This is a genomic window from Paenibacillus sp. FSL H3-0469 (assembly GCF_038051945.1).
Classification (GTDB): Bacteria; Bacillota; Bacilli; order Paenibacillales; family Paenibacillaceae; genus Paenibacillus_AQ.
The window spans coordinates 6,136,905-6,154,817 of sequence record NZ_CP150302.1 but is presented as its reverse complement, the minus strand read 5'-3'; the positions used below and the strand labels follow the sequence as shown (position 1 = coordinate 6,154,817).

Below are 17,913 nucleotides of genomic sequence, written 5' to 3'. Positions count from 1 at the left end.
CCCGCTGCAAGTCCAAGTTATTTTGAGAGGAAGCGATGACAGCAATGATCGTTAATATTGTGATTGTGGCGCTAATATTCGGGTATTCCGGCTGGATGATCTACCGTCATGTGCAGAAGGGCAAGCAGGGGGCCTGTGCGGGCTGTGACAAGGGCAAGACCTGTCCTGCAGCAGCGATGGATTCACCTTTGTCCTGCGGCAGTGCTACACTGGGCAGCAAGCGCTAGGATGCAGCTCTAGCGGATACGCTGGGTATTCTTTCGTTTAGAAACCTTGGCATGCGGGTATGTTAGTTATAAGCTTTTAACAACCAGACTATTGCCAAGGAGGAATAACCATGAACACCAAGAAGACTCTATTTACAACGGTAGCCCTGGGAGCCGCCTACTTGCTGAAGAATAAGAATACACGGGATAAAATTATGAATGGTGTCCAGTCCCTGACTGCCCAGATGAAGGCCCGTAAATAGGCTGCCATTCCAGCAGTTATGAGAAGCAGGATTCCAAGTGAACAAAGAGCCGCAGGTCTCAGGAAACTGAGAATCTGCGGCTCTTTGTCTGTCAGGGGCGATTCGGCTTAGGCTTCAGGGGAGCGGCGATCCGGTTCAGCGGCAGTGCTTAGCAGATATTCCAGCAAGGTGCGGACCATTACGCCAGTGGCCCCCTTAGGATTCGTTCCCCGTTCCGCAGACAGAAAGGCAGTCCCTGCAATATCGAGATGCACCCAGGGCAGCCCCTCGGCGAATTCTCCAATGAACAGTCCCGCCGTGCTGGCAGCACCATAACGCCCGGCAGCATTACGGAGATCCGCAACCTCACTTGTCAGCATCTCCCGGAATTCAGGATAGACAGGCAACGGCCAGATCTGCTCCCCCGACAGCCTGGAAGCCGCCAGAATCTCTTCCAGGAACGCTTGATCATTCGTTACGGCCCCTGTAGCCACATCTCCCAGAATCGACACCACAGCTCCTGTCAGCGTGGCTACGTCAATGATCCGCTGTACCCCCCACTCCCGGGCATAGGTAAGCGCATCTCCCAGAATGATCCGGCCCTCCGCATCGGTATTGATAATTTCAATTGTTCTTCCACTGAGGGTAGTAATGATATCGCCCGGTTTAAAAGCATTCGCTGCCGGCATATTCTCTGCCGCCGGAATCAGCATGACCACATTGACCTTGGGGCGCAAATGCCCCAGCGCATCCATAACCGCCAGGACGGCTGCGGCCCCGGCCATATCACTGAACATGCTCTCCATGCCCGGAGCCCGCTTCAGAGAGATGCCTCCAGTATCGAAGGTAATCCCTTTGCCGATTATGCTCACTGCGTTCTCCCATTGATTCGTTCCCTGATAGCGGATAACAATCATTCGGGGAGGATTCACACTGCCGCCGCCGACCGCAAGCAATCCGCCCATTCCCTTAAGCGCAAGCTCCCGTTCATCCAGCACTTCAGCCGGAAGACCGTGCCGTTCAGCGATTTCAATAGCGGCCACCGCAAGATCCGACGGAGTCAGCAGATTCCCCGGACGGTTCGTCAAATCACGGGCAAGGTTGGCAGCCTCCCCGAAAGCCTGCCCCCGCCTGATCCCTTGTCTCCAGGCTTCCTCTTCTGCTGCTTCGCTCTTGCCTTCCACACGCAGAAGTACCGCATCTATACCCGCGTAAGCTGCCTGTTCCAGCTTATATTGTCTTCTGCGGTACGACCCCAGAACTAGCCCTTCCGTGATGGCCTGGCCGGCTTCCTCTGCCTTCAGCGCCCCAGCCCGCCCGCCTAGTGCCGCCGGTACCTGCACAACGAGCGCCGCGGCCTTCAGCCTGTAAGCTGCCTTCGCGGTCTGTACCATCAGCTGCCGCAGCTCGTGCATACCCGTCAGGCCCTTTCCGCTTCCGGCCAGAATGACCACAGGCTGCCCGGGTTGCTCCAAGACCGGCAGGATATACACTTGCCCTTGCTTGCCGCTGAACAGCCCCGCTGCGGACAATAGGCGGACTCGTGCAGCCCAGTCCGCCGGAAGTCCTTCTCCCTGTGCCTGTGCCTCTGAGATTATTAGACATACAGCCTCTCCCCGCGCCATTGCTACACTGGCATCACTGCTCCATTCAAAAATCAAACCTCATCCCTCCGGCAGACGCAGATAAGGCTGATCTCCCGCACTTGTTCGTGCATTGCAGGAATCAGCCCTTACATATTGATTATAACCCGTATGCACTCCACTGAGAACAACGGGCTTAAGATAAGCATTAATGAGTAAGCGGAAGCGAAATGACGAACCGGGTTCCTTCATTCAGCCGGCTGCTGACCGAGATGCAGCCTCCATGATTCTTGATGATCCGGTCACTGACGGAGAGTCCGAGTCCCGTCCCATTCTCCTTTGTGGTGAAGAACGGATTGAACAGTCTGTCAAGCGTGCAGATATCCATTCCCTTTCCGTTGTCCGAGATGAAGATACGCACCTCTGTTCCTTCTTTACGTGCGCCTACCTCAATCCGGCCTACAGAATCATCCACCCGCTCCGAGATCGCTTCCATCGCATTTCTGATCATATTCAGCACAACCTGCTTCATTTGCTTAATATCCCCTGAGATGACCAGATCCTCCTGGAGCACCTGCAAGTTGATCTGGCAGCCCTTCATCAGCGCCTCGCTCTCTGTCAGCAGGACCACTTCCTTCAGTAAGGCAGAGACAGGAATCATGCTGATCTGCGGCACAGAAGGCTTGGAGGAAGTCAGAAATTCATGAATAATGTCATTGGCACGGTCAATCTCCGCTAATATAATCTTCGCATATTCTTCTTTGCCAAGCAGATGCAGATGGGGATGAAGCAATTGGATGAACCCCCGGATAGCCGTCAGGGGATTGCGGATCTCGTGGGCGATGGAGGCTGATAACCGGCCCAGCATGGCCAGACTGTCATTCTGGTAGGCCGTCTGTTCAATCAGCTTATAGTCAGAGATCTCTTTGAATGTGAACAAGTAGCTGCCCTTCATTTCCTCTCCGCTGGACAGGGTTGCGCGCCAATACCGTCCATATTCATCCACAAATTCATAGCTTGGCTTACCTTTGAGCACCATTTCACGATAACTCCGCAGAACCTGTTTCTTCTTGAAGCGGCTAAGCTGAATATGGGATAACAGATGATGCAAGGTGCAGCCCAGAAGAGAGTGACGGTTAAGCTCCAGAATGCCATACATCTGCTTGTTGACGAAAGTCAGCACACCCTCATCATCAAAAAGCAGAATCCCGCTGTCGATGTGCTCCAGCACATCCTCAAATGTGGTATCCATCGGACCAGATTGAAACGTTCTTGCCGATAATAGCAAGCTTTCCTGATATTGGCTTATCACGATACGAAGTTCCCCCTTTTACTGCAATTGACGAAGACGCTTAAGCGACATCAAATTACTATGTATCTGAGTATATGACGAAGCCGCCAGAACATTCGAAAATCGTATTGTATTATCCAACCGTTTCAACTATATTCCAATCATATCCAAGAGAAGAAGACAACGCAATCAGAGAATCTGTCGAATGACAAAAATATTCTTAAAATGATTCTTAAGACACATTTAAGTGTGAGAGGAATGATTTATTTCCTGCAAATACATTGAAAAGAGCCCCCGCCATGGGCGGGAGCTCACTAATTTATAACATGACGGTGGCAGGGTCGAGACAGATGTTTAAGCCTTCTGCTGGAGCCGGTGACGCCGCTGGCTCATGACAGCCAGACGCTTCTTCAGCTCACGTTCCCATTTGGAGTCGCCGATCTGTTTGGCAACCGCCAGCAGGTCCAGCGACATATCGATCTGGCTGCGAATGATCGCCAGCGGGTCCTCGCTCTCCATATTGATGACGTTCTCGAAGATCGCTTCCTCTTCCTCCATCACATAATCCTGGAAATCCACATCCGTGACGCCGTCGCCATGGGCATATTCCGCCAGAATTTCATATTCATTCTCGACTTTGTAATGTACCTCTACCCGGTGGCATACCGGACAAAAAAGCAGGGGAACATTATGGACTTGCGTGCGATAATGCTTTAGGGTCCCCTTCGTTCCAACCATACTCGCTCCACAGCAAAAGCTCATTTTTGTTCACCCTCCTTGAGTGTTGTCGATGATTTGAATTCCTATTAGTATATTACAAAGCAGCGGGAGAGATTCCTCCCCTTACAAGCTATATATTAACCTTTATGCCCATTTTCAAACGTCTGTCCTTATCTCCATTAGAAACGGCTTTTCCGTCCTTTTAAAGGACGGTACCGTTTCAGCATTTACATTCTTATCTTTTTGCAAAAAACCTCCTTGAAGGGAGTAATGCTTCCCGCAAGGAGGTCCTCTTAGTATATCAAAGATCGCGGCTCATGAGGCCCGGAAGCTTACAGGTTCTTGTCGCCTGGTTTCCAGTTCATAGCGCACAGCCCGCCGGATTGGAGAGCCTGCAGTACACGCAATGTCTCTTCAACGCTGCGGCCCACATCATTGTGGTTAACAACCTGATACTTCAGCTCACCTTCTGGATCAATGATGAAGAGTCCGCGCAGCGCAATGCCCTCTTCTTCAATCAGGACGCCATAATCGCTGGCAACCTTCTTCGTGATGTCAGAAGCCAGCGGGAAGTTGATCTGGCCAAGACCGTTCATATCCTTAGGTGTAGACAACCAAGCCTTGTGGCTATGGATGGAGTCGATGCTCACACCGAGAATTTCTGTATCCAGCTCTGCGAAATCAGCAGCTGCATCACTCAACGCTGTAATTTCTGTTGGACATACGAAGGTGAAATCAAGCGGATAGAAGAAGAATACAAGCCATTTGCCGCGATAGTCGGACAAGCTTACCTTACCGAAATCCTTACCGTCGCCTGTTACTGTCTCCATGAAGAAGTCAGGAGCGGGTTTACCTACCAAACGTTCTGCCATTGCTTAAATCCTCCTTTTGATTATGTAAGAAAAACAGCTACCGGACCGTTGCCGGATGCAATATGCTTTTCTTGATTTTATGGGATGGTTACATTCATTCGGGTACAGAACAAATGTTATCATCGTACAAAATCAAAGTCAATATTACATTGATTACTTTTTTATAATAATTATAAATAAGCAATATTTTGTGAAGTTTTTCTCCAAAATAGAAGAATGTATAGGTTTCACGCTATACATTATCCTTCTATTTCTCGCTGAAACGGCTTCGCCGTCCTTTAAAAGGACGGCGAAGCCGTTTCCACTTGTTCTGCGTCAAAAGGGATACATGTGGTAGAACTAGGCTTTGCGGATAGCGGCTACAATCAGGTCGCCCATCTCCGTGGTGCTGATCGCCTTACTCTTATCAACTGCGATATCGCTTGTCCGGTGACCGGCATCCAGCACCTCCGCAACTGCGGCTTCAATGGCAGCGGCTGCATTCTCATAGCCGAAGGTCATGCGGAACATCAGTGCAAGCGACAGGATCGTAGCGATCGGGTTCGCCAGCCCCTGTCCGGCAATGTCAGGCGCGGAGCCGTGAACCGGCTCGTAGAGGCCGTAGCTGCCTTCTCCCAGTGAAGCGGAGGCCAGCATGCCGATGGAGCCTGTCAGCATCGCTGCTTCATCGCTCAGGATATCACCGAACATATTCTCGGTCACGATGACATCGAAGCTCGAAGGACGGCGCAGCAGCTGCATCGCACAGTTATCCACCAGCACATGCTCAACTTCAACCTGCGGATATTCCGGCGCCAGTCTGTTCACCACTTCACGCCACAGACGGGAGGTCTCCAGGACGTTGGCTTTGTCAACACTCGCCAGCTTGCCCCGGCGCTTCCCGGCAATCTCGAACGCCTGGCGTACGATCCGCTCCACCTCAGTGACGTTGTAGACACAAGTATCTACCGCTTCTTCGCCATGCTCGCCCTGGCGGCGCAGCTTGTCCCCGAAGTAGATCCCGCCTGTCAATTCACGTACGACCATCAGGTCTGTTCCTTCCAGTACCTCCGGCTTCAGCGTCGAAGCATCCTTCAGACAATCGAAGACCACCGCCGGACGCAGATTGGAGAATAGGCCAAGCGCCTTGCGGATACCCAGCAGTCCGGTCTCCGGACGCAGCTCCTTCGGATTGTTATCCCACTTCGGTCCGCCTACGGCTCCAAGCAATACAGCATCGGCACTGCGGCAGATTTCAAGCGTATCCTCAGGCAGCGGAGTTCCGCGTTCATCAATGGCGATTCCGCCGAACAGGGCGTGCTCCGTTTCAAATGTATACCCGAACAGCTCTTCCGTTCTTTTCAATACCTTTTCCGCTTCCGCCACAACTTCAGGTCCGATACCGTCCCCGGCAATTACGGCGATTTTTTTGACCTCGCTCATTCCTGTCACTCCTTAGGTAGTCCTGCTGGTCGCAGACATAGTTCTTCTGTATATTGTTGTATCATAACGAAGGACAAAGGACAAAGATATAGATTCTATCACGTTCATAGATATAGCCTATAAGTGAAGCGGAGCGTGAATTTGCCCTTGTCCCGCCAATTGATTACAATTAATGGGCAGGTGAAATTATCGGATCTCTAATCATATGGAAGAGGAGTGATCTTAAGATGCAATACGCGAAGCTTGGCAAGTCTGGTATGAAGGTAAGCCGCCTCTGTCTGGGAACGATGAACTTCGGTCCCATCACCGACGAGAAGGAAGCCTTCCGGATTATGGATGCGGCGCTGGACGCGGGAGTCCAGTTTTTTGATACCGCCAATGTGTATGGCTGGGGTGAGAATTCGGGTCTGACTGAGACCATTATCGGCCGCTGGTTCAAGCAGGGCGGCGGACGCCGTGAGAAGGTTGTCCTGGCGACCAAGGTCTACGGAGCGATGAGTGACAAGCTGGATGGACCCAATGATGAAGGCGGCCTCTCTTCCTACATTATCCGCCGTCATCTGGAGGGCTCCCTGCAGCGTCTGCAGACCGATCACATCGAACTGTACCAGATGCACCATATCGACCGTAACGTGTCCTGGGACGAGCTGTGGGGCGCCTTCGAGCTTGCGGTCAGCCAAGGCAAGATCGGCTACACCGGCTCCAGTAACTTCGCCGGCTGGGATATTGCCGTTGCCCAGCAGGAGGCGAAGGCCCGAGGGTTCCTTGGACTGGTATCCGAGCAGCATAAATACAGCCTGACCTGCCGTCTGCCGGAGCTTGAGGTTCTGCCTGCCGCGCAGCATCTGGGCCTTGGCATTATTCCGTGGAGTCCGCTTGACGGGGGACTGCTTGGCCGCAACGCGCTGAAGAAGATTGAGGGCAGCCGCAGCGGCGGCAACGCGGAGCGGGTAGAGCAGCACAAGAAGCAGCTTGAGGCCTTTGCGGAGCTAAGCCTGGAGTTGGGCGAGCCGCAGGATAATATCGCTCTGGCCTGGCTGCTGGCGAATCCTGCCGTCACAGCGCCAATCATCGGACCGCGTACGCTGGAGCAATTCGAGAGCGCGCTGCGCAGCCTGGAGGTTGTTCTGGACGAATCCGTGCTGAAGCGTCTGGATGAGATTTTCCCCGGACCCGGCGGTGCGGCTCCGAAGGCATATGCATGGTAATCAGGACTAACTGGCTGCAGCCCGCATAATCCTCCCCGAAATCATTTCTTCACTTACAATAAGGAGCTGTTCACCAGTACGTTATACTGGTGAACAGCTCTTTATGCTTCTATGTCTTTTATTGTGCAGTATCCACTGTTATAGAACCATTGCTGGTGGACAAGGTGACCTCATGGGTGCCTTTTCCAAGTACAGCCGTTCCATGGTCCTCATCGTCGCCGCCCCAGTCCACGTTGCCTTTAAGCGATCCGTTACTGGTATCTGCCGTAATCTTGGCATCCGTTACCGCCGGAAGACCCAAGACAATCTTGCCGTTGCTGGATTTCAGCTCCCATGCACCCGTGATTGCCGAATTGACTGTAATCTTGCCGTTGCTGCTTCTGGCCGACACAGCGCCGTCAATATTCCCCAGCGTAATCGCACCGTTCGAGCTAACCAGGTCTGCTCCGCCCTGTACATTCTTTACCGTCAGCGTGCCGTTGCTGCTGTTAGCCTTCACACCGCCGGAGACATCATGGATATCCATCGTTCCGTTACTCGTATCCACATTAATGCCTGCGGCCAGCCCCCCGGCTTCGATGGAACCGTCACTGGTCTCTACCTGAGCGGCCAGATCCTGCGGAATGCTGACATTCAGATATGGTGCATTGTTGTTGAAGCCGATCTGGATATTGGAGAGCCAGCCAGAATCTCCCTCCAGCTCCATCACAAGCGTGTCGCCCTCGGCCGTCACTTTCCATTTACGCTCCAGAGCACTCGCCGCTTCATTGTCTGTATTGCCCGGTAACTCAAGTTTTCCTTCATATGCAAGCGTGTTCCCATCCACACCCTGAAGCTTAACCTTGCCTTGGGGCAGATTAATCCGCACGTTCTTAATATCCTGCTGCACTTCTACCTTCCCGTTCACCGGCACCAGCTTGGTGTTGCCGAAGATACTGCTCAGCGATCCTCCGGCTAACACCGTCTGTGCCCCGCTTGCCGCGATAAGCACAATGATCAGCAGAATAGCCCAGCCGCTTACCCGGCTTTTGACATCGGATTTAATGAAGAGCCTAAGCAGCATCTCCAGGCCGAACAGGACAAGCAGGGCCGGCCAGATATAGCCCAGCACATCATACGTGACTACACCATACTGAGCCATGACTACAATAACTCCTACTATTATGCACCCTATTGCGGCGGTAAAGCTGCCGATTTTCCATCTCCCCATCCTTTAATTCCCCATTTCACTATACTTTTGAATTATTCTTCAGCATTCTGAATCCATACCCGATCAAGGCAAGCGACAGCAGAATCGCTCCGATGTTCATATCGTTCAAAATCTCCCACAGTGCGGGAAATGCAGTGATGAGCAGCAGCAGGATGCCCGCGATAACACACCCTATACCAACCCATACCGGATTAACATCATCATGCGGGTACATCGGGGGCGCAGACATTCCCATCGACCAGGGTGCTCCAAAGCTATCGGGATGGAACATCATCCGCTCATGCTCGGCAGCCGATACCTTCATCCAAGCCGCCTTTTGCAGCGCATCAAATAATTGGTAGAACCAGAGCGCAGCAAGCGCGAACGGAAATACAGCAGGCATGGACGGAATGAATATAATACAGAGCGATGCTCCTATCATATACTCCAGCCCCATTTTTTTAAAGCCTAGATACATGTGGCCCAGTCCCGGAACCATAGCCAGGAGAAACGTGAGCCAGCGTCTTTTCTTAATCATATGTTACCCTCCCAAAAGTTTTGTTGAAATAAAATAGATAACCGGCGAAGCCGCTATGGAATTATTTATTGTTACCTTGCGGGCCGAACCAGGAGCTGACCGATGTGGACATATGCCCGTTGATTTCAGTGATGCCATAGGCCAAATTCTCAAATACGCCAAGCTGCAGCAGGAGAAACGTCAGTCCGACCGCCACGCCATAATGCATCCAGGAGGTTCTCCGGGTCGTGCGCCGTCTGGTCATGGTGGGTTTCACAATCCGTTCTCTGCGCCCGTTCTCCAGTTGGCCGATCCTTGCCATAACATCCCCAGTCAAATCAGGAAAGTCATGCGGCAACACGGGCTCCTGCCCGTTAAGATCCAGCCCGGCTTCCATCTCGCTCCACATCGCCGCAAGCCCGCGTGCCTCCTCCAGCCATTCCGCGCAGCCGGGACAGGTCAGGGTATGCAGATAGATGGCCTGCTGGGCCTCTGGTGACAACTGTCCATCTATATAATGCGGCATCCACTCTTTTACTGTTGAACAATTCATCGCCATTCCTCCCCGCTTTTGCGCATCATCTGTCTGGCCCGATAGAGCTGCGATTCAACCGTTTTAACCGAAATTCCTTTTTGATCAGCTATCTCCTGATACGAGTGTCGCTGAAAATAGTACAGCTGCACAACCGACCGGTACGGTTCCGCCAGACTATTCAGGTTCTCACCCAGCTCACGGGATGCCTCCTTGCGAAGCACTGCCTGTTCAGGTGTCTGTGAAGTCACCCAGTCATTCTCTGTGTAATCTGCTGCACTCCGGTGCCGCCATTCCCGGTCATTGGCCCGTTTCCAGTCCAGGCAGGTGCGGTAAGCAATCCGGTACAGCCAGGTGGAGAAGGAAGACTGTCCTCTGAAGGTGGGAAGGGCTTTATAGGCTTTGATGAAGACTTCCTGAGCCATATCCTTGGCAGACTCGGCTTCTCCTGTAATTTTGATGCATACGCTATATACCATGCCTTGATAACGGGTCACCAGATTCCCGAAGGTCTGATGCTCGCCGCTTAGCACAGCTTTGATCCACTCCGTCTCTTCCAAGTCTTTCTTCCCTCCTTCAGCTACATAACGTTAGACGCCTGGCTTTAAGGTTCCCCTGCATGGTTTTCTAAATTATTTTAGAATAGCAGCATTTCTATTCAAAAATCAGCCTCAAGCGCAAGTACAGAGGGAGGATAACCCACTTTCTTGTCGAATTACCCTTAAACAGCCTATGACAAGACAACATTCCTTTATGAAGTGGTGGGATAGATATGATTCAGGCCTTGCTGGTAGATGATGAACGGCTTGCTCTTATGAAGCTGAAAATGATGCTGGAAGAACTGACAACTATAAATGTAATCGCTGCTTATACTGATCCCTCCGAGGCGGTCAATGCAGCTCCGCTGCTACGCCCTGATGTGATTTTCCTCGACATTGATATGCCTGAGATGAATGGCGTCCAGGCTGCGGAGGCTATGCAAAGGCTGTGCCCGCAGGCAAGTATCGTATTTGTGACTGCTCATAACAGCTATGCTATCGAGGCGTTCGAGCTGTATGCTCTCGACTATGTCCTGAAGCCTGTACAACGGGGCCGTCTGCTCAAGACCATTGAGCGGCTGGAAGAGCGTGTCAGCCAGGCACAGGAGGATTCCCGCAAGCCTAAGCAGACGGTCATGATCCGCAGCTTCCAGTCTTTGAGATTTGAACGAAGCGGCCAACCGCTGCCCAATATCCGCTGGCGCACCTCCAAGGCACAGGAATTATTCGCTTATTTATTTCATAACCGCAACCGGTTCGTAAGCAAAGATACCTTAACCGATCTGCTGTGGCCCGATTTCAATCTCAAGAAGGCCTCCACTCATCTTTATACAACGATTTATCAGGTTCGGCAATGCCTAAAGCAGGCAGAGATTGATCTGCAGATCAGCAATGCCAGTGGAGGAGAAGGCTACACCCTGGAGACCGGCAGCCTGCTGATAGACAGCTACGAATGGGAGAAGGGCATTCTGACTCAAGATGCCATCAATAAGGACAACTATGAGGAGCATCAGCGGTTGTTCGATTTCTATTCGGGGGACTATCTGAGCGATTACGATTACCTCTGGGCGGAAGGGGAACGGCAGCGTCTGCGGACCATCTGGCTGCATCACGCCATGAATATCGCCGAATTCTATGTCAGCAGCGGCCGGATACCGGAAGCAGTAACCGTGTACCAGAGGGTGGTGCAGCTCCAGCCTTATTTTGAACAGGGGCATCTCGGGCTGATGAAGGTCTACGACAGCATCGGGGAGCGTTCAGCAGTAGAGGAGCAATATCATACTCTGACGGCATTACTGAAACGGGAGCTCGGCGTGAAGCCCCCCGCGAGTATTAAGCGCTGGTATGAGGAATGGAAGCATCTTAACCTCAGAAGTATGTGATTCTCCGTAAATAGAAACGGCAATGCTGACCTTTCAGGGGACGGCATTATTTCAGCGACTTTATATTTCTAACAGCAAAGACACCCGCAGCCTGCTGCGGGTGTTTTTGTGTACACGGCCATATTAGCTTGTTAGTGCTTGATGAGGTGTACTCTCCTACATCTTTTTACGGGCATTGAATCTTCTGGCCAGTACAGCACCCAGAATGATCAATCCGCCGCCAGTCAGATACAGCGGGAGAGGACTTTCTTCTCCGGTCTGTGGAAGCTTGCCGGGAAGTCCGCTGTTGTTGCCTTTGTCAGTTGGCTCAGTAACCGTGCCCTTAGGCACTTCATCAACACCAACTTCAATTGTAATCTCTTCCTCATTGCCGTCTTCATCTGTAACGACAATCGTGAATTTATCCTTGCCGGTGTAGCCTGGATCTGGAGTATACGTCCATTTGCCATCCGGTGTGATAGTTACCGTACCATGCGCCGGCTCTTCGCCGATGCTAGGGATGCCTCCCAGCGGGATTTCGCCGTCGATAGGCACTTCTTCAATCGTAGTCACCTGTGTGGCTTGCGGCGTTGGAGTGCTGACCGTTCCAGGCTGGGCCGGTGTTACTGCTGGCGTAACTGCCGGTGTAGCTACAGGTTCTGTTGTAACCCCAGGTGTACTTGAAGCAGCCGGAGTCCCCGTTGGCGCTGGCGTTACCGATGGTGTCGGCGTTGGTGTACCGACAACTCCAGGAATGGTGGATGGTCCAGGTGTCGGTGTATAGTAGACCGGCGGTGATGTTGGTACTGTAACTGGTGTTGGCGTTGCTGTTGGTTCTGTCGTTGGTACTGTAGTCGGTGTTGCTGTTGGTGCTGTAGTCGGTGTTGCTGTTGGTGCCGTAGTCGGTGTTGCTGTTGGTGCCGTAGTCGGTGTTGCTGTTGGTGCTGTAGTCGGTGTTGCTGTTGGTGCCGTAGTCGGTGTTGCTGTTGGTGCCGTAGTCGGTGTTGCTGTTGGTGCTGTAGTCGGTGTTGCTGTTGGTGCCGTAGTCGGTGTTGCTGTTGGTGCCGTAGTCGGTGTTGCTGTTGGTGCTGTAGTCGGTGTTGCTGTTGGTGCCGTAGTCGGCGTTGCTGTTGGCGTTGGTGTTGCTGTCGGCGCCGGTGTTGGCGTTGCTGTTGGCGCCGGTGTTGCCGTCGGCGACGGTGTTGGCGTTGCTGTCTTCTGGTTTTTCACTGTCATAACCGTTTCCAGTGTAGAATCAAAATTTACCGGATAGCGGGTAGGATTAAGGATATAACCGGCTGGTGCAGTAATTTCCTGCAATGTATAGGTCCCCGGCCATAGATTATTAAAGTTAATTTCACCCTTAGAATCTGTTGTGAGTGTGTTAAAGACAGTCTCTGTTCCCCCAGCCTTACGATAAAGTGCAAATGTAGCACCGCTTAGCTTAAGTGAAGGATTAGTCGAATCCTCTTTAACAACCTTCAGATTTTTTCTGCTGCCTGTTCCTACGCCGTCTGCGTCTGACAGTGCAACCGTAACTTCCTTGCTGGTTTGTTTGGTAATTGTAGTGGAGTTTTCACCACTGATTGAGACATGATTGGACACTTTTTGCCCATTATTGGCTACAATCAGAGACTCATATTCCAAAATATAAGGTTTCTCTATAGGAGCCTTGAAAGTGAGTACAAACTGTTGTTTACCAAGATCAGGGTCTGTAGTGATGACTAGATCATAATCTGTTCCCTTAGTTAGCGGTGTAGAGACCTTACTAACAGTACCTCCAGAATTAACTGTAGTAGCGTACAGTTTGAACGAATCCGGAATAAGGATTTGATTATCGCTCGGATCATCTACTATTTTGGCTGACTCAATGTAAGACTGATTGTGGTTAATATTCACAGTCCATTTAATATTCAAATTGTTCTGTGTCCCAGACTTTGTAACATATTCGCCGGCTTTGGGAATCGTCACTGAAGCCTTTAGATCTTTTGACTCCGGTTTTGTACCACTATACAGGTTGGCAGTATTGTTCAACGTTGATGTATTAGTCAATTGGCCTTTAAGACTTGTTTTAAAAGTAATAACATAACCCGTTGTGATTGTTTTTGTAAAATCTATTTGTAGTTCTTTGCTCGTTTCGTTATAGGTAACATTGTAATCTGTATCCAGAGCAAGCTTAATTGATCCTTTGGAGTAACCACCATCTTCATTGACATTCATAGTGTGAATTTCTACAGAAGATGGAACGAATTTTTGATTATCCTGCAATGTATCTGTTACTTTAGCATTTGCAAGTGAATACCGGTTATAATTCACCCCAACCGTCCAAGTAATTTCCTTTTCTTGTGCATTGTAGTCTCCACTCTTATAACCATTGGCTTTCTCTGCTGATTTAGGATCAAAGTTGGCAGTTACAGTTTTTGTTTTAATAACCGTGGAGCCGGGATCATTCCATTCCACCGTCGCTTTATTCTCAAAATTAGCATCCTTTGTAAGCCAATCATAATTCAGCCACTTATTATCAAAATAAGTATCATAACTTATCGTATAGGGTCCACTGATTGGTGAAGTGAACACAATATCAAAACCTGTAGTATTATTTAAATTCTTGATAGTATAGCCTGTAGTGATCGTAGATGTACCTTGCTTGACGACAATAGTTCCGGGAATAATCTCCAGACCTTTATTGGTGAAAATATCCTTAACTACTACATTCTCCATAGGATAACTATCACCATTAATAGCCACTGTCCAAGTAACCTTTTTACTGTTGTAGTTTACACTTGCAGACTTATTAATGATCACCTGATCAATAGTTCTTTCTTTTTCTATAGTTGTAGCCCCAGAAGTTACCGAATTCTTAATCGTCTGAGATCCCTCAACTCGGTTAATCGCTTTTGTTTGATATTTAATTTGATAGGCACTATTGATGTTTTCATTGAATTTCAGTTCAAATCCGTTCTTCCCAGGCTGGGTTGCAGGAGTAACCGTATAATTACTAACCTCAGTGCTTCCAACAGTTCCAGCTGCATTTGTCAGGAAATTCACAGGGAATACTTTTACAGAACCCGCTACCAGTTCCTGTGAGTCATCAAAATAATCCTTTAACACGGCATCATCTTTAAGAACTGATGACTCGTTATAGTTATAATTGATCTCCCAGTAAGTTACCTGAGTTGCGGACTTATAATCAGCTGATTTTTTGTCAAGATAGGCCCCTCTAGTAACATTGACTGTTGATGATGCAGAAACAGCTGGTAAGTTTGTTCCACTGAAAGAAGCATTATTTGTAAAGCTTTTTTTAGTTGTATCTGTAATATCGGTAGTGAACTGAACACGATAAGCGCTTGTGATTGGCGATTCATTAAATGCGACCTTCAGATCACCCGAAGGAGTCGTAACTGAATACCTGGAGTTTGAAATTTCTGACCCCTGTGTAACTGATCCGTCTAGTTTCACATTCAGATCATATACTTTAACATCCAGTGGATTAGTCAAAGTAAGACCTGCAGGAATAGTATCAAGGACATTAGCTCCATAGACACTGTCCAATACTTTATTTACATCGACACTCCAAACAATTTGTTTAGCATTTACATTATTTGCGTTAGTTCCTTTAGGAACACCGCGTTTAGAGATTGTCGAGTCTACCTTAGGCTCGAAAGTAATAGTAACGGTCTGATTGCCGCCGTCTACAGGGAAGACAATCGTCTGTACTGTTGTTTCGGTGAATTTGCTCATATCAAAGGAGGTTTTAATTGTAAAGGAACCATGCACTCCGAAGAATTTATCAACATCATTGCCCAAAGTCATTACAACCTTATTCGGGCTGCCTTTAAGTACATCAAAGGATCCCAAATTCATTCCATCCGCTACAAGTGCTACATTTTTAATATCTGAAGCGAGTACAAATTTATCAGGCAAATCAAAGGAGTAAGTATCTCCCCCTTTATAATTATGGTTATCGGGAAGCTCCCAATTATAAGTCAGCTTGACTTCAGCCCCCTGCTTGTAGACAACATCCGTTACAGGAACACCATTATCATAGACTGACATAGTCACACTTGTAATTAGTGGATCTGTTATCTCCGTCCCATCCGCCTTAACCTTCGTCATGAACCCGAAACCGTTGGCAAACTGTGTAATCAGCATTACAACAACCAACCAGGCGCCTATCGTCTTTTTCTTCATATCATTATAACCTCTCTCTCTTTCTGCAAAATGATTGTTCCAGCGTCGCAATTACCATTCCCCGCCTGCTTCTTCCCGATCGTCCCCCTGTCGCTAGTATGTATGTGGGCCTTCAATTTTTGCTTTTACTGTACTTTCGTAACTTTACATCCCGCCTCTGAACAATTTCTGAACAGATTATGAGATAAATCATAGATAACTTAAAAATAAAATATTTTTATCGACAAAAAAGTGGTTTCAAACGCAGATAATGAGGAATCAGCCTTGGATTATGAACTATTTTTCATTTTTTCGACTCATCTTGTTCATTCTTTTCATTCAAAAACTTGTTTCAAATCCTCTATAACTGGATTCAAAACCAAAATTCTCAGCGCAAAAAAATTTCAGCAAATTTTTGAACAAAAAAAGAAGCCGCCCCGGACCAATCGTACTGGTCCAGGGAGGCTTCTTTTATATAACTGAATTAGAGATTGGCATGCTCACGCTTGGTGTAGGTCTTGCGCTTCTCAATCAGCTTGTTCAGTGCATCCAGGTAGGCTCTGGCACTCGCTTCCAGAATATCGGTGCTAAGTCCGCGGCCCTGCGCAGCAACCTCGCCTTGCGAGAGCACGACATGTACCTCACCCTGAGCATCCTTACCTCTACTGACGGCTTTGATCGAGTAATCGCCAAGTGTGACTTCTTCCCCTGTAGCCTGGTCAATGGCATTGTAGATTGCGTCGACCGATCCGTTGCCTTCGGCAACCGCCACAATCGGCTGCGGGTCCTGGCCGTGAATAATCACCTTAGCGGTTGGAGTAGCCTCATTGCCATACGTAACATAGATCGTCTGCAGGCTGAAGGTCTCCGGCGTATCGATCAGCTTCTCTTCCAGAAGCGCTAGGATATCCTCGTCCGAGACTTCCTTTTTCTTATCTGCGAGATCCTTGAATTTGGCAAAAGCGGCATTGACCTCTTCCTCAGAAATGTCATAGCCCAGATCACTCAGCTTATCGCGGAAAGCGTGACGGCCGGAATGCTTGCCAAGCACCAGCTTACTTTCTTTGAGGCCAATCGTTTCGGGCGTCATAATCTCATAAGTGGTCTTCTCCTTCAGCATGCCATCCTGATGAATCCCGGATTCATGGGCGAAAGCATTGGCGCCGACAATCGCCTTGTTGCCCGGAACAACCATTCCTGTCAGCTTGCTGACGAGACGGCTGGTACGGGAGATTTCGGACAGGACCAGAGAGGTCTTGGCACCGAAATATTCACTGCGGGTCTCAAGCGCCAGAGCGACCTCTTCAATCGCTGTATTGCCGGCACGTTCCCCGATCCCGTTAATTGTCCCCTCAATCTGGTCTGCACCATTCTGAATGGCAGCGAGGGTATTGGCAGTAGCCATCCCCAGATCATTATGACAATGGGCGCTAAGCTGTACCCGCTCGATATCCGGCACCGTATCCTTCAGGAATTTAAAGATGGCTCCATATTCCGCCGGATTCAAGTAACCGACTGTATCTGGAATATTTACTACATTCGCACCCTCACGGATCGCCATGGAGACCATTTCGGCCATGAATTCACGCTCGGTGCGTCCGGCGTCCTCCAGGGAGAATTCCAGCTTGGGAAAATACTTCTTAGCATAGCGGATCGCCGATTGTGCCGTTTCCAGCACCTGTGACTTCTCCATGCGCAGCTTATGCTGACGGTGTATCGGCGAGGTTGCCAGGAAAATATGAATGCATGGGTCCTGTGCCCCCTGCAGCGCTTCCTTGACCGCATCAATATCGCTCTCTCTGGAACGCGACAGACCGATTACAGTGACATTCTTGACCGCTCTGGCTACTGCATTCACCGCAGCCAGATCCCCCGGCGAAGCGGCAGGGAAGCCTGCCTCCATCCGGTCAATTCCCAGCTTCTCCAGCTGATAAGCGATTTCTACCTTCTCACGCGTATTGAGGTTCACACCCGGCGACTGCTCTCCGTCACGCAGCGTCGTGTCGAACACATAAATTTTCCGCATGCTGAGCACCTCCTGAAGATTGTCCATAAACCCTC

General features: G+C 49.8%; 15 protein-coding genes. 4 read left to right on the top strand and 11 right to left on the bottom strand.

Annotation, left to right across the window (positions count from 1 at the left end; genetic code table 11):
* The first annotated feature begins 35 nt into the window (after window positions 1-35).
* Together NSS83_RS26995 and NSS83_RS26990 are read left to right on the top strand one after the other, a co-directional pair.
* Window positions 36-227: a FeoB-associated Cys-rich membrane protein gene (locus NSS83_RS26995; protein WP_341346879.1), complete on the top strand. Its 192-nt coding sequence runs from the start codon at window positions 36-38 to the stop codon at window positions 225-227.
* A 110-nt stretch (window positions 228-337) separates the two neighbouring features.
* Window positions 338-469 carry a hypothetical protein gene (locus NSS83_RS26990; RefSeq protein WP_256707444.1) on the top strand — a complete coding sequence of 44 codons (132 nt, stop codon included), beginning with the start codon at window positions 338-340 and terminating at the stop codon, window positions 467-469.
* 107 nt (window positions 470-576) lie between these two features.
* On the opposite strand, the gene NSS83_RS26985 is transcribed toward NSS83_RS26990, so the two are convergent.
* From NSS83_RS26985 to leuB, 5 genes are all read right to left on the bottom strand, one after another.
* Entirely contained in the window at window positions 577-2,109 is a 1,533-nt protein-coding gene (locus NSS83_RS26985) for a leucyl aminopeptidase (RefSeq protein ID WP_341346878.1), read from the bottom strand.
* Window positions 2,110-2,239: 130 nt separating this feature from the next.
* The gene (locus tag NSS83_RS26980) at window positions 2,240-3,343 is read right to left on the bottom strand and encodes an ATP-binding protein (protein ID WP_036727689.1); all 1,104 of its coding nucleotides are present in this window, start codon (window positions 3,341-3,343) and stop codon (window positions 2,240-2,242) included.
* 333 nt (window positions 3,344-3,676) lie between these two features.
* A complete protein-coding gene (locus NSS83_RS26975) occupies window positions 3,677-4,084 on the bottom strand; it encodes a hypothetical protein (protein ID WP_036727687.1) in 408 nt (135 codons plus the stop codon).
* Between the two features lie 290 nt (window positions 4,085-4,374).
* The gene (locus tag NSS83_RS26970) at window positions 4,375-4,914 is read right to left on the bottom strand and encodes a peroxiredoxin (RefSeq protein WP_036727686.1); all 540 of its coding nucleotides are present in this window, start codon (window positions 4,912-4,914) and stop codon (window positions 4,375-4,377) included.
* 339 nt (window positions 4,915-5,253) lie between these two features.
* Window positions 5,254-6,336, bottom strand: coding sequence for a 3-isopropylmalate dehydrogenase (gene leuB, locus NSS83_RS26965; RefSeq protein WP_341187473.1), 1,083 nt, complete (start codon window positions 6,334-6,336; stop codon window positions 5,254-5,256).
* Between the two features lie 227 nt (window positions 6,337-6,563).
* On the opposite strand from leuB, the gene NSS83_RS26960 reads away from it, so the two are divergent.
* On the top strand, window positions 6,564-7,544 hold the full coding sequence (locus tag NSS83_RS26960; protein WP_036696143.1) for an aldo/keto reductase: 981 nt from the start codon (window positions 6,564-6,566) through the stop codon (window positions 7,542-7,544).
* A gap of 118 nt (window positions 7,545-7,662) precedes the next feature.
* Here the strand turns inward: NSS83_RS26960 and NSS83_RS26955 are convergent, their stop codons facing one another.
* The 4 genes from NSS83_RS26955 to NSS83_RS26940 all read right to left on the bottom strand — a co-directional run bounded on the left by NSS83_RS26955 (window position 7,663) and on the right by NSS83_RS26940 (window position 10,342).
* Entirely contained in the window at window positions 7,663-8,754 is a 1,092-nt protein-coding gene (locus tag NSS83_RS26955; RefSeq protein WP_341187472.1) for a DUF4097 family beta strand repeat-containing protein, read from the bottom strand.
* Between the two features lie 19 nt (window positions 8,755-8,773).
* Window positions 8,774-9,271, bottom strand: a complete 498-nt coding sequence (locus tag NSS83_RS26950) for a hypothetical protein (protein ID WP_341169764.1) — start codon at window positions 9,269-9,271, stop codon at window positions 8,774-8,776.
* 61 nt (window positions 9,272-9,332) lie between these two features.
* Window positions 9,333-9,803 (bottom strand): zf-HC2 domain-containing protein, encoded by a 471-nt coding sequence (locus NSS83_RS26945; RefSeq protein WP_341187471.1) that lies wholly within the window; start codon window positions 9,801-9,803, stop codon window positions 9,333-9,335.
* Window positions 9,800-10,342, bottom strand: coding sequence for an RNA polymerase sigma factor (locus NSS83_RS26940; RefSeq protein WP_341187470.1), 543 nt, complete (start codon window positions 10,340-10,342; stop codon window positions 9,800-9,802). Before NSS83_RS26940 ends, NSS83_RS26945 begins: the two co-directional genes overlap by 4 nt.
* Before the next feature lie 212 nt (window positions 10,343-10,554).
* Between NSS83_RS26940 and NSS83_RS26935 the strand changes: the two genes are divergently transcribed.
* Window positions 10,555-11,703: a response regulator gene (locus NSS83_RS26935; RefSeq protein ID WP_341187469.1), complete on the top strand. Its 1,149-nt coding sequence runs from the start codon at window positions 10,555-10,557 to the stop codon at window positions 11,701-11,703.
* A gap of 156 nt (window positions 11,704-11,859) precedes the next feature.
* Here the strand turns inward: NSS83_RS26935 and NSS83_RS26930 are convergent, their stop codons facing one another.
* Window positions 11,860-15,873 (bottom strand): collagen binding domain-containing protein, encoded by a 4,014-nt coding sequence (locus NSS83_RS26930; RefSeq protein WP_341346877.1) that lies wholly within the window; start codon window positions 15,871-15,873, stop codon window positions 11,860-11,862.
* A gap of 463 nt (window positions 15,874-16,336) precedes the next feature.
* Window positions 16,337-17,878 carry a 2-isopropylmalate synthase gene (locus NSS83_RS26925; RefSeq protein WP_340756026.1) on the bottom strand — a complete coding sequence of 514 codons (1,542 nt, stop codon included), beginning with the start codon at window positions 17,876-17,878 and terminating at the stop codon, window positions 16,337-16,339.
* Window positions 17,879-17,913 lie beyond the last annotated feature (35 nt).

Excerpts from the sequence above, each read along its gene's own strand:
- leuB (WP_341187473.1), bottom strand. The coding sequence starts at position 6,336 with ATGAGCGAGGTCAAAAAAATCGCCGTAATTGCCGGGGACGGTATCGGA.
- NSS83_RS26990 (WP_256707444.1), top strand. The coding sequence starts at position 338 with ATGAACACCAAGAAGACTCTATTTACAACGGTAGCCCTGGGAGCCGCC.
- NSS83_RS26970 (WP_036727686.1), bottom strand. The coding sequence starts at position 4,914 with ATGGCAGAACGTTTGGTAGGTAAACCCGCTCCTGACTTCTTCATGGAG.
- NSS83_RS26935 (WP_341187469.1), top strand. The coding sequence starts at position 10,555 with ATGATTCAGGCCTTGCTGGTAGATGATGAACGGCTTGCTCTTATGAAG.
- NSS83_RS26955 (WP_341187472.1), bottom strand. The coding sequence starts at position 8,754 with ATGGGGAGATGGAAAATCGGCAGCTTTACCGCCGCAATAGGGTGCATA.
- NSS83_RS26975 (WP_036727687.1), bottom strand. The coding sequence starts at position 4,084 with ATGAGCTTTTGCTGTGGAGCGAGTATGGTTGGAACGAAGGGGACCCTA.
- NSS83_RS26960 (WP_036696143.1), top strand. The coding sequence starts at position 6,564 with ATGCAATACGCGAAGCTTGGCAAGTCTGGTATGAAGGTAAGCCGCCTC.
- NSS83_RS26930 (WP_341346877.1), bottom strand. The coding sequence starts at position 15,873 with ATGAAGAAAAAGACGATAGGCGCCTGGTTGGTTGTTGTAATGCTGATT.
- NSS83_RS26995 (WP_341346879.1), top strand. The coding sequence starts at position 36 with ATGACAGCAATGATCGTTAATATTGTGATTGTGGCGCTAATATTCGGG.
- NSS83_RS26925 (WP_340756026.1), bottom strand. The coding sequence starts at position 17,878 with ATGCGGAAAATTTATGTGTTCGACACGACGCTGCGTGACGGAGAGCAG.
- NSS83_RS26945 (WP_341187471.1), bottom strand. The coding sequence starts at position 9,803 with ATGAATTGTTCAACAGTAAAAGAGTGGATGCCGCATTATATAGATGGA.
- NSS83_RS26950 (WP_341169764.1), bottom strand. The coding sequence starts at position 9,271 with ATGATTAAGAAAAGACGCTGGCTCACGTTTCTCCTGGCTATGGTTCCG.